Annotated in this window: 13 protein-coding genes; 12 read left to right on the forward strand and 1 reads right to left on the reverse strand. The window is 63.7% G+C overall.

The window, feature by feature from the left end; translation table 11 throughout:
* The first annotated feature begins 12 nt into the window (after positions 1–12).
* Both CQ14_RS00970 and CQ14_RS00975 read left to right on the forward strand, forming a co-directional pair.
* Positions 13–513: a DUF3658 domain-containing protein gene (locus CQ14_RS00970; protein ID WP_057856089.1), complete on the forward strand. Its 501-nt coding sequence runs from the start codon at positions 13–15 to the stop codon at positions 511–513.
* Positions 514–555: 42 nt separating this feature from the next.
* Positions 556–1,005, forward strand: coding sequence for a GNAT family N-acetyltransferase (locus CQ14_RS00975; protein ID WP_199805407.1), 450 nt, complete (start codon positions 556–558; stop codon positions 1,003–1,005).
* Here CQ14_RS00975 and CQ14_RS00980 read toward each other — a convergent pair.
* Positions 992–1,840 carry a sulfite exporter TauE/SafE family protein gene (locus tag CQ14_RS00980; protein WP_057856091.1) on the reverse strand — a complete coding sequence of 283 codons (849 nt, stop codon included), beginning with the start codon at positions 1,838–1,840 and terminating at the stop codon, positions 992–994. The genes CQ14_RS00975 and CQ14_RS00980 overlap by 14 nt on opposite strands.
* A 158-nt stretch (positions 1,841–1,998) precedes the next feature.
* Between CQ14_RS00980 and CQ14_RS00985 the strand changes: the two genes are divergently transcribed.
* From CQ14_RS00985 to CQ14_RS45465, 10 genes are all read left to right on the forward strand, one after another.
* The gene (locus CQ14_RS00985) at positions 1,999–2,922 is read left to right on the forward strand and encodes a LysR family transcriptional regulator (RefSeq protein ID WP_057856092.1); all 924 of its coding nucleotides are present in this window, start codon (positions 1,999–2,001) and stop codon (positions 2,920–2,922) included.
* 214 nt (positions 2,923–3,136) lie between these two features.
* On the forward strand, positions 3,137–3,535 hold the full coding sequence (sdhC, locus tag CQ14_RS00990) for a succinate dehydrogenase, cytochrome b556 subunit (protein ID WP_057837772.1): 399 nt from the start codon (positions 3,137–3,139) through the stop codon (positions 3,533–3,535).
* A 14-nt stretch (positions 3,536–3,549) separates the two neighbouring features.
* On the forward strand, positions 3,550–3,924 hold the full coding sequence (gene sdhD, locus CQ14_RS00995) for a succinate dehydrogenase, hydrophobic membrane anchor protein (protein ID WP_141688181.1): 375 nt from the start codon (positions 3,550–3,552) through the stop codon (positions 3,922–3,924).
* Between the two features lie 3 nt (positions 3,925–3,927).
* Positions 3,928–5,796: a succinate dehydrogenase flavoprotein subunit gene (gene sdhA / locus CQ14_RS01000; protein ID WP_057856093.1), complete on the forward strand. Its 1,869-nt coding sequence runs from the start codon at positions 3,928–3,930 to the stop codon at positions 5,794–5,796.
* Between the two features lie 24 nt (positions 5,797–5,820).
* Positions 5,821–6,606, forward strand: a complete 786-nt coding sequence (locus CQ14_RS01005; RefSeq protein WP_057837769.1) for a succinate dehydrogenase iron-sulfur subunit — start codon at positions 5,821–5,823, stop codon at positions 6,604–6,606.
* Positions 6,607–7,210: 604 nt separating this feature from the next.
* Positions 7,211–9,352, forward strand: a complete 2,142-nt coding sequence (locus CQ14_RS01010; protein ID WP_057856094.1) for a hybrid sensor histidine kinase/response regulator — start codon at positions 7,211–7,213, stop codon at positions 9,350–9,352.
* 81 nt (positions 9,353–9,433) lie between these two features.
* Positions 9,434–11,473 (forward strand): ABC transporter ATP-binding protein/permease, encoded by a 2,040-nt coding sequence (locus CQ14_RS01015; protein WP_082649636.1) that lies wholly within the window; start codon positions 9,434–9,436, stop codon positions 11,471–11,473.
* A 128-nt stretch (positions 11,474–11,601) separates the two neighbouring features.
* On the forward strand, positions 11,602–12,429 hold the full coding sequence (locus CQ14_RS01020; RefSeq protein ID WP_057856097.1) for an FkbM family methyltransferase: 828 nt from the start codon (positions 11,602–11,604) through the stop codon (positions 12,427–12,429).
* 42 nt (positions 12,430–12,471) lie between these two features.
* Positions 12,472–12,861: a VOC family protein gene (locus CQ14_RS01025; RefSeq protein WP_057856095.1), complete on the forward strand. Its 390-nt coding sequence runs from the start codon at positions 12,472–12,474 to the stop codon at positions 12,859–12,861.
* Between the two features lie 93 nt (positions 12,862–12,954).
* Positions 12,955–13,185 (forward strand): hypothetical protein, encoded by a 231-nt coding sequence (locus CQ14_RS45465; protein WP_082649637.1) that lies wholly within the window; start codon positions 12,955–12,957, stop codon positions 13,183–13,185.
* Positions 13,186–13,493 lie beyond the last annotated feature (308 nt).

Genomic DNA, 13,493 nt, shown 5'->3' on the forward strand with positions numbered 1-13,493 from the left:
CGGGCAGAGATCATGGACGAAGAGCAAGCGGCCGAGATTATTGATTACCTGCTCCAGGCGGCCGGTGAACTCGATGAGGCGAGGGCCGCCGCGGACCTTCTTGCAGACCAGGACAAGGACGCCGCTGCGATTAGCGAACTCGCTGTCAAACTCAATTCAGAACTGCTGGAGACAATTGTTAAGCGATTTCCCGATTTGCTTCCGTTTAAGGAGTTTCCCGCAATCAGCAGCTCGTTGCGATGGGATCAGGTCCGGCTTCCGTCCTCCGCATCCGAAGCGCAGGTCGATCAGATCATCTTCTCGGTCATGACCTCGCGGCTGCAGAAGACCGCCATGGTTATCGCCAAGGCGATGAAGCGATGCGAGGAACTCAACCTGGAAATCAATGAGGAGATCTTCGGCGCCCGCATCGGGGCGTTAGCCGAGTCCGATCGGATCGATGGTGCCGGCGATCTCCGCAAATGGCGCCATAGCGAGATTCGATTGAAGACTGAACCTGCGCCTCAGCCATAGCCATGCAACAAGCCGACAACGCACCGGCCGCCGACGATGAACATGAACGCGCCAACCACTCTTCGCCCGGCCCGCGCCGGCGATTATGAATTTTGCGCGAGCCTGTATTTTTCTGGAATGGAAGAGATCATCCGGGAATTGAAGCTGGACATGGCAGCGCAGGCCGTGAACTTGCGTAAGAGCTGGCACGTCGCCGAAGTGGAGATCATCACGTCCGATGGCGTGGACGTGGGCTGGCTGCAGAAATCGAAACGGGACGACGCGCTCTATCTGGAGCAGATCTACATCACCGCGGCTTTCCAGGGTCGCGGCATTGGCGGCGAGATCATCAGGTCCCTGATCGAGGAGGCCAGACAGGCCGGGCGCCCCGTTACACTTGCCGTGGTGAAGATCAATCCGGCGCGAAGACTCTACGAACGACTCGGATTCCGCGTCGCCCACGAGGATGACCGCAAGTTTTACATGCGGTGCGACGCCCTCACAGTAGGCTGATCACGAATCTCCCGCCGACGATGAACATATATGCGCCGAACGCCATCTCCAGTGCGCGCTTCGATAGCGCGTGCGCCACTCTCACGCCGAGCGGCGCCGTAACGAGCGTGGTCGGCATCACCAGTAGCGCCCCGATCAGCGAGACATAGCCGAGCGTAAACGGCAGTTGCAGCGCGGTGACATCGGGAAAGCGCGCCGCGGCCGGCCAGCCGGCATAGACGTAGCCGATCGCGCCGGGGATCGAGATCAGCACCGCAATCGCCGAGGAGGTCGCGACCGCCTGATGGATCGGCCGGCCGTAGAAGGTCATCAGGAGGTTCGCGAACAGTCCGCCGCCCACGCCCATCAAGGTCGATAGCAGGCCAACGAAAAAACCGTAGACGCGCATCAAAAAACCCTTCGGCACGTCATCGCCGAGCTTCCAGGTCTCCCGCGCGAGCAGCAGTCTTGCCGCCGCCGACCACGCCACCATCACGAACACGATCTTGAACAGGCGCTCCGGCGCGAAACGCGCGGTGACGCTGCCGGCGCCCACGCCGAGCACGATCGGCAACCACCAGAGCCTGAGGATTCCCATGTCGACCGCGCCCCTTTTGTAATGGGCGCGAAACGAGGCGAGCGAAGTCGGGATAATGATGGCGAGCGAGGTGCCGATGCAGAGCGGCATCCGTACCTCCAACGGCACGCCGGCGAGCCGGAAACATTCGTAGAACACCGGCACCAGGATGGCGCCGCCGCCGATGCCGAACACGCCGGCCAGAAATCCCGACAGCGCCCCGACCGCGATCAGCAGTGCGAGTTCGATGAGCTCTCTCGGATCGAGGCCGGCAATCATGTCCCAAGTATCCCGGGTTCAGCACCAGCGGGCCTGCGCAGCTGCGCGGGCCCGCTGGACGGCCACCCGGGCCGCGACGCAGGGAGACTTAGCTGTTTCTGAAATGCGGGAGTATCTATTATCTTTTGCAGGCACCCTTGCGAAATACGGAAGGACCGATGGACCAATTGTCGGCCATGGCGACCTTTGTCCGGGCGGTCGATGCCGGTAGCCTATCGGCCGCGGCGCGGTCGCTGCCAAGCTCGCTGACCTCTGTAAGCCGGCAGATCGCGGCGCTGGAGCAGCATTTCGGCACGCGCCTGCTGTTGCGAACCACGCGCCAGCTCGCGCTCACGGACGAGGGCCGGATTCTGTACGAGCGCGCCAAAGCGATCCTCGGCGAGATGAAGGAAATCGAGGCCGCGCTGTCGCGCGACCGTCACCAGCCGTCTGGGCGGATCAGGGTCGCTTCCCCAAGCCTGATGGGCCGGCTGGTGATCGCGCCCCTGCTTGCGGAATTCCTCCGCCGCTATCCGGCGTTGTCGGTCGACCTGCTGCTGGTCGACCGTGCGGTCGATATGGTCGAGGAGGACATCCACCTCGCCATTCGCGTCGGGCGGTTGCCCGATTCGGAACTGGTGGCGCGCAAGCTTGCGGATTTGCGGATGATCGTCTGCGCCGCGCCAGCCTATCTCGCAGAGCGTGGCGTGCCCGAGACACCCGGCGATCTCGCCCATCACGACTGCCTGGTTTTCTCCGATGCGCCCGGCAGCGCCGAATGGCGCTTTGCCGATGGCAGCAAAACGGGCCGCAAAATCCGCATATCGGGTCGGCTCTGGATGAATAGCCTCGATGCGCTCGCCGCCGCCGCGAGGGAGGGTGCGGGCATCGTGCGGGTGCCGTCATGGCAGGCCGAAGCCGATTTCGCCGCCGGCCATCTGGTCCGCCTGCTCACCGATTACGAACCCGCCCCGGCGCCGCTGCACCTGATGTTTCAGCCGTCGCGGCTGGCTTCCCCGAAGGTCCGGGCCTTCGTCGACTACCTGGTGGAGCGGTGGCGCAGCGTCGATCCGTTCGGACCTCCGCCACGGGCCGGCCAATGAGCGGAATCAAAATTCAATTCTTCAACCGTGCCAACCGGCTCTGGTATACCAAGCCGCTGATCAATCGCGTTTCATAGCCACGGTAGTAATGAACGGTGGTTCGATTCCAACCCATTTGGCCGTTGCGCGGACTGTTTCGACTCCGTAAATAGAATTCATCTACCGCGTTCCCCGATGGGCCGGCCGCGGTTCCACACAACATAAAAGTCGCCGAATGACCGCCAGGATCGAACGACCGATATCGCCCCATTTGCAGACCTATCGCGTGACCCTGACGATGGCGCTGTCCGTCATCCATCGCGCCACCGGTATTGCGCTCTATTTCGGTACCCTGCTGCTGTCCTGGTGGCTGATCGCCGCCGCCTCCGGCCCCGGGGCCTACGCCAACGTCCAGGCCTTCACCGGCAGCATCATCGGCAAGCTGATCGTGTTCGGCTACACATGGGCGCTGCTGCATCACCTGTGCAGCGGTTTCCGCTACTTCTTCTGGGACCTCGGCTACGGCTTCAAGGCCAATGAGCGCGAGGCGCTGACCTGGGGGGCGCTGATCGCGGGCATTTCACTGACCGTCCTGGTCTGGATCGTCGCCTATACGGTGGGAGGCGGACGATGAGCAGCCGTTCCTCGATGCGCACGCCGCTCGGCCGGGTCCGTAACCTCGGTTCCTCGCATTCCGGCACCAGCGATTTCTGGCGCCAGCGTCTCACCGCGGTGGCGATGGCGCTCCTGATCCTTCCCGTCATTGTCATCGTGCTGATGCTGATCGGCCGTAACCAGGCAGGTGCGGCGCAAATTCTCGGCTCGTTGCCGATCGCGATCATCCTGGTCCTCTTCATCATCGCCAGCGCCTGGCACATGAAGATCGGTATGCAGATCGTGATCGAAGACTATATCCATAACGAGAAGCTCAAGCTCGCCAGCGTGATGGCGAACAATTTCTTCTGCATCGCGGTCGCGCTGGCGTCGATCTACGCGATCCTCAAACTGTCATCGGGAGTCTGACCCATGACTTCTAGGAATTCGGCCGAAGGTAACGGCAAGGCCACCAACGGCAGCGGCGGAGTTGGAAGTAGTCCCGCCACCAACGGAAAAGCCTATCCGATCGAAGACCACACCTACGACGTCGTGGTCGTCGGCGCCGGCGGCGCCGGTCTGCGCGCCGTGGTCGGCTGCAGCGAGGCCGGTCTGCGCACCGCCTGCATCACAAAAGTGTTCCCAACCCGCTCGCATACGGTCGCAGCGCAAGGCGGCATTTCAGCGTCGCTCGGCAACATGCATCCCGACGACTGGCGCTGGCACATGTACGACACCGTCAAGGGGTCGGACTGGCTCGGCGACCAGGACGCGATCGAATATATGGTGCGCAACGCACCGGAGGCGGTCTACGAACTCGAGCATTGGGGCGTGCCGTTCTCGCGCACCGAGGACGGCAAGATCTATCAGCGCCCGTTCGGCGGCATGACCATGGACTACGGAAAGGGCCAGGCCCAGCGCACCTGCGCCGCCGCCGACCGCACCGGGCATGCCATGCTGCACACGATGTATGGCCAGGCGCTGCGCCACTCGGCCGAATTCTACATCGAATTTTTTGCCATCGATCTGATCATGGACGACCAGGGCGTCTGCCGCGGCGTCATCGCGCTCAAGCTCGACGACGGCACGCTGCATCGTTTCCGCGCCCAGACCACCATTCTCGCGACCGGCGGCTACGGCCGCGCCTACGCTTCCTGCACCTCGGCGCATACCTGCACCGGTGACGGCGGCGGCATGGTGCTGCGCGCCGGCCTGCCGCTGCAGGACATGGAATTCATCCAGTTCCACCCGACCGGCATCTACGGCTCGGGCTGCCTCGTCACCGAGGGCGCCCGCGGCGAAGGCGGCTATCTCGTCAATTCCGAGGGCGAGCGCTTCATGGAGCGTTACGCGCCGTCCGCTAAAGACCTCGCCTCGCGCGACGTCGTCTCGCGCTCGATGACCATCGAGATCCGCGAGGGCCGCGGCGTCGGCAAGAAGAAGGACCACATCTACCTGCACCTCGATCATCTCGATCCCAAGGTGCTGAACGAGCGGCTGCCGGGCATTTCCGAATCGGCGAAGATTTTCGCCAATGTCGACGTTACCCGCGAGCCGATCCCGATCGTACCGACCGTGCACTACAACATGGGCGGCATCCCCACCAATTATCACGCCGAAGTGCTGACCAAGAAGAACGGCGACGACAACGCCGTGGTGCCCGGCCTGATGGCGATCGGTGAAGCCGCCTGCGTGTCCGTGCACGGCGCCAACCGGCTCGGCTCCAACTCGCTGATCGACCTCGTCGTGTTCGGCCGCGCCGCCGCGCTGCGGCTTGCGGAAAAGCTGACGCCGAACGGCAAGCAGCCGGACCTGCCGAAGGATTCGTCCGATCTGGCGCTCGGCCGGCTCGACCATTATCGCTACGCCTCCGGCGGCACGCCTACCGCAAAGCTGCGCGAAGGCATGCAGCACGTCATGCAGAGCAATTGCGCGGTGTTCCGCACGGGCGAGATCCTGCATGAAGGCCAGAACCTGATCCACAAGGTCCATGGCGGCATCGGCGACGTCGCGACGACCGACCGCTCGCTGGTGTGGAATTCCGACCTGATCGAAACGCTGGAATTCGACAATCTGATCGCGCAGGCGGTCGTCACGATGGATTCGGCGGCGAACCGCACCGAAAGCCGCGGCGCGCATGCGCGCGAGGACTTTTCCGAGCGCGACGACAAGAACTGGATGAAGCATACGCTGGCGTGGATCGACAATGGCGGCAACACTACGATCGACTATCGCCCGGTGCACGACTACACGATGACGAATGACGTTCAGTACATCCCGCCGAAGGCGCGGGTTTACTGACGACGACAGCGAAGGCTTGCAAGCATGGCTGAATTCACACTTCCCAAGAACTCGAAGATATCAGGCGGCAAGGCTTGGCCGAAGCCGGCGGGCGCGACCGAGACGCGCGAGTTCAGGGTCTATCGCTGGAATCCGGACGACGGCAAGAACCCGAGCGTCGACACCTATCATGTCGACATCCATGATTGCGGGCCGATGGTGCTGGACGGCCTGATCTGGATCAAGAACAACATCGACCCGACGCTGACCTTCCGCCGTTCCTGCCGCGAAGGCGTCTGCGGTTCCTGCGCCATGAACATCGACGGCCAGAACACGCTGGCCTGCACCAAGTCGATGCATGACGTCGCCGCAGGCGGCGCGGTGAAGGTCAACCCGCTGCCGCACCAGCCGGTCGTGAAGGACTTGGTGCCTGATCTCACCAACTTCTACGCCCAATATGCCTCGATCGAGCCGTGGCTGAAGACGACCACGCCGACGCCGCAGAAGGAATGGAAGCAGAGCCACGAGGACCGCGAGAAACTCGACGGCCTCTATGAGTGCATTCTGTGCGCCTGCTGCTCGACCTCCTGCCCGAGCTATTGGTGGAACAGCGACCGGTTCCTGGGACCGGCGGCACTCCTGCAGGCCAACCGCTGGGTCACGGATTCCCGGGATGAGGCCACCGGAGAACGGCTAGACAATCTCGAAGACCCGTTCCGCCTCTACCGCTGCCACACCATCATGAACTGCGCCAAGGCATGCCCGAAGGGCCTCAACCCATCGGAAGCCATCGCCGAGCTCAAGCTGAAGATGGTCGAGCGCCAAATCTAGGCGGGTGCCCTCCGGCTGTATCCGGGGGGTCAACAGGTCGCGCGAATGCGCGCCCGATGATGACCGGCTCCGCCACATCCGGGATCGGTTGCGAGTGCCCCGGTAGCTATGCGAGGCTGCCGAAGCTAGGGCTTCCCTGTTAAGTTGCGTCGCAGCCTGTCGGCAAACCAGAACGCACCGATAGTGAGGAACGAGAGAACGAATAGTTCTCCGGTCAACAGAAAAGCCTGTTCTGCCGCTGACATGAGTTCCTCCTTCCTGCTTGTCCTTCACCGGTTAAAGCCGGCGCGTGACTGCCGGGTGGCAACGTCACGTACAATTGCCAGCAACCGCCGACCCTGCATTGCGATGGATCAAATTTGGAAACGTCGCCGCCAGCCCTGGGGCTCACGAGCGCACCGACGCGGTCCCGGACATTTGCAATTTGAGCGGCTCCGCGTCGGCCTGGCGACACTGGCCCCGATGTCGCTTGCGTTCATCCGAGCTTCCGACCGCTACGAAATGCCCTGATTTGAATCGATTGCCATCGTTCCGGGTTCCATTCCGGTCCCCCTTGGTTCTCAACAAAAGATTGCGTTAAGCTCGCTGCGGAGCTGGAGCGAGCGTGCAGACCGCGCAACGTAATTCGCTGAGACTGTTGCAATGGATGATGGTCGCCTCGCTGGCCCTTCCGTTGGCGCTCTTTGTATTCGCGTCCGCCGTCTCCCGGGTCTCGATCCGCGAAACCGCCGATCGTGAAATCGAGCATTCACTGGATGTCGCGCACGAGCACGCGCTGAAAGTATTCGAGACCATCGACCGCAGCCTGTCGGAGATGGCCGAGATCATCCGCGACGTTCCCGATGCCGACATCGTGGCGCGCGAGCAAATGCTGCATCTGCGGCTGAAACGACTGGTCACCTCGCTGCCGCAGGTGAAATCGGCCTGGATTTTCGACGCCAAGGGCCACGCGCTCGTCAACAGCCTCGTCGTTCCGGCGCCGGAGATCGATTTTTCCGACCGGGACTATTTCAAGGCCCACGTCACCGGCGACATCGGCACCTATATCGGTGAAGCGCTGAAACCGCGGCCGCCCTATCAGGGCGCCGCATTCTTCGGCGTCAGCCGGCGGCGCCCGAGCGAGGACGGCAGTTTCGCCGGCGTGCTGCAGGCTTCTGTATTCCCTGAGTACTTCGAGAATTACTACGCCCGGATCGGCCGGGAGCCCGGCAGCTATTTCGCGCTCGGCCGCGCCGACGGCACCGTGCTGGCGCGTTTCCCCATCATCGACCGCGACATCCGCCTCGACCGCAACGGACCGATCGGAAAACTGGTCGCCGCCAATCCCAGGGCCGGCCTCATCACCGTGACCTCTCCGACCGACGGCATCGAACGCCGCATCGGCTACCGGCGGCTCGCGGAATACCCGATCTATGTCGGCGCGGGTCTCGAGACCTCGGCGATCCGCGCGCGCTGGCTTTCCACCATGAGCCAGCATCTGATCTTCGGCGCGCCGGCCACCGCGCTGCTGTTTGCCCTGCTGGGGCTGGCCCTGCGCCGCACGCGACATCTTCATTTCGAGGCCGAAAGACGCCAGCAGGCCGAGGAAGCGCTGAAACACGGCCAGCGGCTGGAGGCGCTGGGCCGGTTGACCGGCGGCGTGGCGCACGACTTCAACAATCTGCTCACCGTGATCCGCGCCTCCGTCGATCTGCTGCGGCGGCCCGACCTGCCGGATGTGCGGCGGCTACGCTATATCGATGCGATCTCGGATACGGTAACCCGCGCCGCCAAGCTGACCGGACAGTTGCTGGCCTTCGCGCGGCGGCAGGCGCTGAAGCCGGAAGTGTTCGACGTCGGCCGAAGCGTGCAGATGCTGAGCGAAATGATCGGCACGCTGGTCGGTCCACGGATCGAGATCGTCATCCTCGGGTCGGACGAGCCGTGCTTCGTCAACGCCGACGCTAGCCAGTTCGAAACGGCCATCATCAACATGGCCGTGAACGCGCGGGACGCCATGGAGGGCCGTGGACGGCTGACGCTGGCGGTGGGAATGGCGGCCAGCCTGCCCAATGCCGCGCCGCTGCCGCAACATCCCTATGGCTATGTCGCCATATCCGTCGCCGACACCGGCAGCGGCATTCCGCCGGATCGGCTCGAACGCATCTTCGAACCCTTCTTCACGACCAAGCAGGCCGGCCACGGCACCGGGCTCGGCCTGTCGCAGGTGTTCGGCTTCGCCAAGCAATCCGGCGGCGAAGTGGCCGTCGCCAGCGACGTCGGCAAAGGCAGTATTTTCACGCTGTATCTGCCGCGCACCGCCGGCAGTGGGAAATCGCGACAGCCGGCGGCAGATGCCGCCGCGATCGATGGAAGCGGGATGTCGGTGCTGGTGGTCGAGGACAATGCCGAGGTTGGACGCTTCACGACCGATGCGCTGGCCGAGCTCGGCTACGCCACCAAACTCGTCGGCAACGCGACGCATGCGCTCGAAGAGCTCGCAAGCAGCGCCGAGCGATTCGACGCCGTGTTCACCGACGTGGTGATGCCCGGAATGTCCGGCATCGAACTCGCCCAGGAAATCCGCCGCCACTATCCCGAGCTGCCGGTGGTGTTGACCAGCGGCTACAGCCACGTGCTGTCGGAGCACGGCAGCCACGGCTTCGAGCTGCTGCAAAAACCCTATTCGATCGAGCAGCTCTCCCGCGTGCTGCACCGGGTTGCCCGGCGAAACGTTGCACAAGCGGCGGCCCCCGCATCATCCTGAAAGCAACTGCACCGCTGGCGTACAGGTTGCTGCGGCCCGGAACCCGCTGGAACCTTTTGATTTGGCTGCCGTTGGGCCGCCATGGGCAAAACAACGGTCAAATCTTCGGCGAAGAAACCCGCCGCGAACAAAACTGCCAAGGAATCCACCAAGGCAAGCAACAAGCCGGACGCCGGCGCAAGCACGCTGGATTCCAAGGAAAAAGCAGAACTCGCCGAGGTCGTCGCTGAAACCGGCGATCACGTCGAACCGCCACCGCCGGAGGTCGTCGAACCGGATCCGGAGATGTCTCCGGAAGAGGCCGAACAGGCCCGCAAGGATTATCTGCTGACGCGGTTCTGGATCAGCGCGCGCGGCTATTGGGGCCGGAGCGGCGACCGGCTGGCGTGGCTGTTCTCGATCGGCCTGCTGCTGTTGATCGTTACCAATGTCGGCTTTCAATACGGCATCAACGTCTGGAATCGCGCAATCTTCGACGCCATCGAGAAACGCGATTCCGCCACCGTGTACTATCTCGCCGCGGTGTTCTTTCCGCTTGCGATCGGCAGCGTGCTGCTCGGCGTGGCGCAGGTATTCGCCCGCATGGGCATCCAGCGCCGCTGGCGCGCCTGGCTGACCAACGCGGTGATATCGCGCTGGCTGGCCAACGGCCGCTATTACCAGCTCAACCTCGTCGGCGGCGATCACAAGAATCCGGAATATCGCATCGCCGAGGATTTGCGGATCGCGACCGACTCGCCGGTGGATTTCGTCGCCGGCGTGACGTCGGCATTTTTGTCGGCCGCCACCTTCATCGTCGTGCTCTGGACCATCGGCGGCGCGCTGACACTGACGATGGGCGGCTCCACCATTACCATTCCCGGCTTCCTCGTGATCGCCGCGATCGTTTATGCCGCAATCGCCTCCGGCTCGATCATGGCGATCGGACGCAGCTTCGTGCAGGTGTCCGAGGACAAGAACCAGGCCGAGGCCGAATACCGCTACGTCCTGACCCGCGTGCGCGAGAACGGCGAAAGCATCGCGCTGCTCGGCGGCGAAGAGGAAGAGCGCGACGGCATCGACAGGACGTTTTCGAACGTGTTGCGGCAATGGGCGCGCGTGGCGGGCCAGCATATGCGCACCACGCTGGTGTCGCAGGGTTCTAGCCTCATCGCACCGGTCGTGCCGCTACTGCTGTGCGCGCCGAAATTTCTCGACGGCAGCATGACGCTCGGACAGGTGATGCAGGCGGCGTCCGCGTTCACCATTGTGCAGACCGCATTCGGCTGGCTGGTCGACAATTACCCGCGGCTGGCCGACTGGAACGCCGGGGCGCGCCGCATCGCCTCATTGATGATGTCGCTCGACGGCCTCGAGCGTGCCGAGCAGGGCGACGGCATCGGCCGCATCCAGCGCGGCGAAACCGAGGGTGGCGCCATGCTCAGCCTCAACGATCTCTCGGTGACGCTCGACGACGGCACTGCGGTCGTCGGCGAGACCGAGGTAGCGATCGACCCCGGCGAGCGGCTCTTGGTGGCGGGCGAGTCCGGCACCGGCAAGAGCACGCTGGTCCGTGCGCTCGCCGGGCTGTGGCCGTGGGGCGGCGGCAGCGTCAACTTCCATCCCGACCGCCGGCTCTTCATGCTGCCGCAGAAGCCGTACATCCCCTCCGGCACGCTGCGGCGCGCGATCGCCTATCCCGGCGCGGCCGACGACTGGCTCACGGAGCAAATTCACGACGCCCTGCACAAGGTCGGGCTCGACCATCTCAAGGAGAAGATCGAGGAAGAGGGACCGTGGGACCAGACGCTATCAGGCGGCGAGAAGCAGCGGCTGGCGTTCGCGCGCCTGTTGCTGCACAACCCCGATATCGTGGTGCTGGACGAGGCGACGTCGGCGCTCGATGAAAAGAGCCAGGACAAGATGATGGAGATCGTCATCAAGGAACTGCCGAAGGCCACCATCGTCAGCGTCGCCCACCGCGCCGAGCTGGAAGCGTTTCACAGCCGCAAGATCGTGCTGGAACGGCGCAAGAACGGCGCCAAGCTGGTCAGCGACGTCGACCTGATCCCGCGCAAGGACAAACGCCGCCTGCTCGGCCGCTTCCTGCGCCACCGGAGCGGATCGAAGAAGGCCGCGTAGTCTTTTTCCCTCCAGAGTGGCGCGCCTTTGCGGAGGCATAGCGGCCGGCCGAAACCAACCGCAATTGAACCTGTTTCGCCGCCGCAAAACCGGCTATGCATGCGGCGCTTCTATCCGAGGACTACCGTTTGACGCCTGACAACGATCCTTCGCCCGCGCCGTTCGGCGCATTCGCCCCGAATGCCGCACAGGCTGCGATCATTTCGCTCGCCCACCGCACGCGGCTGAAGCGCGGCGCGTTTCGGCCCTGGCTGTCGCGGCTGGTGAATCTGTTGCGCTCAGGTCCGGTCGACGTGCCCTATCAAGGCGCCTCATTCCGCTTCTATCATCAGGCCAGCGCCACCGAGCGCGGCGCGCTGTTCAATCCCGCCTACAATATCGAGGAGCTGGATTTTCTGCGCGCGCATGTACCGACTGGGGGCATCTTCGTCGATGTCGGCGCCAATGTCGGGACCTACGCGCTCGCACTGGCGCGCCACGTCGACACCGGCGGCAAGGTGATCGCGATCGAGCCGCACCCGGTCACCCATGCGCGGCTCGCCTTCAACAATGCGGCTTCCAGCACCACCCAGGTGCGACTGGTCGCAGCCGCCGCCGGTCCTGCCGACGGTGAACTGCTGATCGAAACCGACGGCGACAATCTCGGCGCCAGCCACATCGTGTCGGGAGAGGCTTCCGGCAAGGCGATCAAGGTGCCGTCGCTGCGGCTGCAGCGCATCCTCGAGGAGGCCGGCGTCTCGCATGTCGACGCGCTCAAGATCGACGTCGAAGGATTTGAGGACCGCGTGCTGACCGGCTTCTTCGCCGAAGCGCCGCAGGCCTTGTGGCCGCGCGCGGTCGTGATCGAGCATCTGTCAAAGGACGAATGGCAGCAGGACTGCATCGCCGACATGCGGGCGCGCGGTTATGTCGAGACCGGGAGAACCCGCAGCAACACGCTGCTGACGCGAGGCTGAGTTTCCGTTACCCACTATTTCCTCGAACCGCGGGAGCGCTTAATGATCGACCACATCGGATTTCCGGTTTCGGATTACGCACGTTCCAAGGACTTCTATCTGAAAGCCCTGGCGCCGCTCGACTATACCTTGGTGATGGAGGTCAAGCAGGACCGGCCGGGCGAGGAGCAGCCTGCCGCCGGTTTCGGCGCCAATGGAAAGCCCGATTTCTGGATCGGCGGCGAAGGTGGATTGGACAAGCCGTTGCATGTCGCGATCGTGGCAAAGGACCGCGCGACAGTGGACGCCTTCTACAAGGCGGCCCTCGCCGCCGGCGGGCGCGACAACGGCGCACCGGGAATTCGCGCGCACTATCATCCGACCTATTACGGCGCGTTCGTGCTCGATCCCGACGGCCACAATATCGAGGCGGTCTGCCACGCACCCGCTTGATCCAGTTCCATCGGTTCCATTTTTGAATCGGATGGGAACCTGAGGCTGTCGCAGTCGTTGTCGCACCCGGAGCTTAACTGTTCAGGAGATGTGATGCCGATCGAACCGCCGGAGATACCGCCGGCGACGCCGGGACAACCAACCGAACCGCCACGGGAGGCCCCACCTGGGAGCCCCCGTCCGGAGGTCCCACCACCGCTCCGTGAACCGGGTCAGCCGCCACAACCGCAGGAGTTGCCGGGCAAGATGCCGGATGAGCTGCCGGTACGCGGGCCGAACGGTCCCCACACCCCCAATCCCGCCACCGATCCGGGGGCCGGATGAACGGCTCGCCTGAACGCGCAATGAACAAGGGTGCATGCAACCCATTGCGCCAATGAAATAAAAACCATCCGAGCATTTGTAGGCCGCCACATTCCGGCCTAATGATTAGCCGCTCATCGACCAACTGACATGTCAATGAGGGCCCTTCCGTTGCTGTCAGGCCTATCTTCGGGGACCAAGGATATCATGACAAACCTCCGCATTCTGCTGCTCGCCACGACTGCTTTGACGGCGACGCAGTTCGTGACCTCCGCATCGCATGCGCAGGCCGCGCCGATCGTCGTGGCGCAAGCCAAGGAAGAGGAAGG

The organism is Bradyrhizobium lablabi (genome assembly GCF_001440475.1).
GTDB classification, from domain to species: Bacteria; Pseudomonadota; Alphaproteobacteria; order Rhizobiales; family Xanthobacteraceae; genus Bradyrhizobium; species Bradyrhizobium lablabi.

Bases quoted from the DNA above. Each gene is read 5' to 3' on its own strand.
- CQ14_RS00970 (WP_057856089.1), top strand. From the start codon at position 13: ATGGACGAAGAGCAAGCGGCCGAGATTATTGATTACCTGCTCCAGGCG.
- CQ14_RS00975 (WP_199805407.1), top strand. From the start codon at position 556: ATGAACGCGCCAACCACTCTTCGCCCGGCCCGCGCCGGCGATTATGAA.
- CQ14_RS00980 (WP_057856091.1), bottom strand. From the start codon at position 1,840: ATGATTGCCGGCCTCGATCCGAGAGAGCTCATCGAACTCGCACTGCTG.
- CQ14_RS00985 (WP_057856092.1), top strand. From the start codon at position 1,999: ATGGACCAATTGTCGGCCATGGCGACCTTTGTCCGGGCGGTCGATGCC.
- sdhC (WP_057837772.1), top strand. From the start codon at position 3,137: ATGACCGCCAGGATCGAACGACCGATATCGCCCCATTTGCAGACCTAT.
- sdhD (WP_141688181.1), top strand. From the start codon at position 3,550: ATGCGCACGCCGCTCGGCCGGGTCCGTAACCTCGGTTCCTCGCATTCC.
- sdhA (WP_057856093.1), top strand. From the start codon at position 3,928: ATGACTTCTAGGAATTCGGCCGAAGGTAACGGCAAGGCCACCAACGGC.
- CQ14_RS01005 (WP_057837769.1), top strand. From the start codon at position 5,821: ATGGCTGAATTCACACTTCCCAAGAACTCGAAGATATCAGGCGGCAAG.
- CQ14_RS01015 (WP_082649636.1), top strand. From the start codon at position 9,434: ATGGGCAAAACAACGGTCAAATCTTCGGCGAAGAAACCCGCCGCGAAC.
- CQ14_RS01025 (WP_057856095.1), top strand. From the start codon at position 12,472: ATGATCGACCACATCGGATTTCCGGTTTCGGATTACGCACGTTCCAAG.
- CQ14_RS45465 (WP_082649637.1), top strand. From the start codon at position 12,955: ATGCCGATCGAACCGCCGGAGATACCGCCGGCGACGCCGGGACAACCA.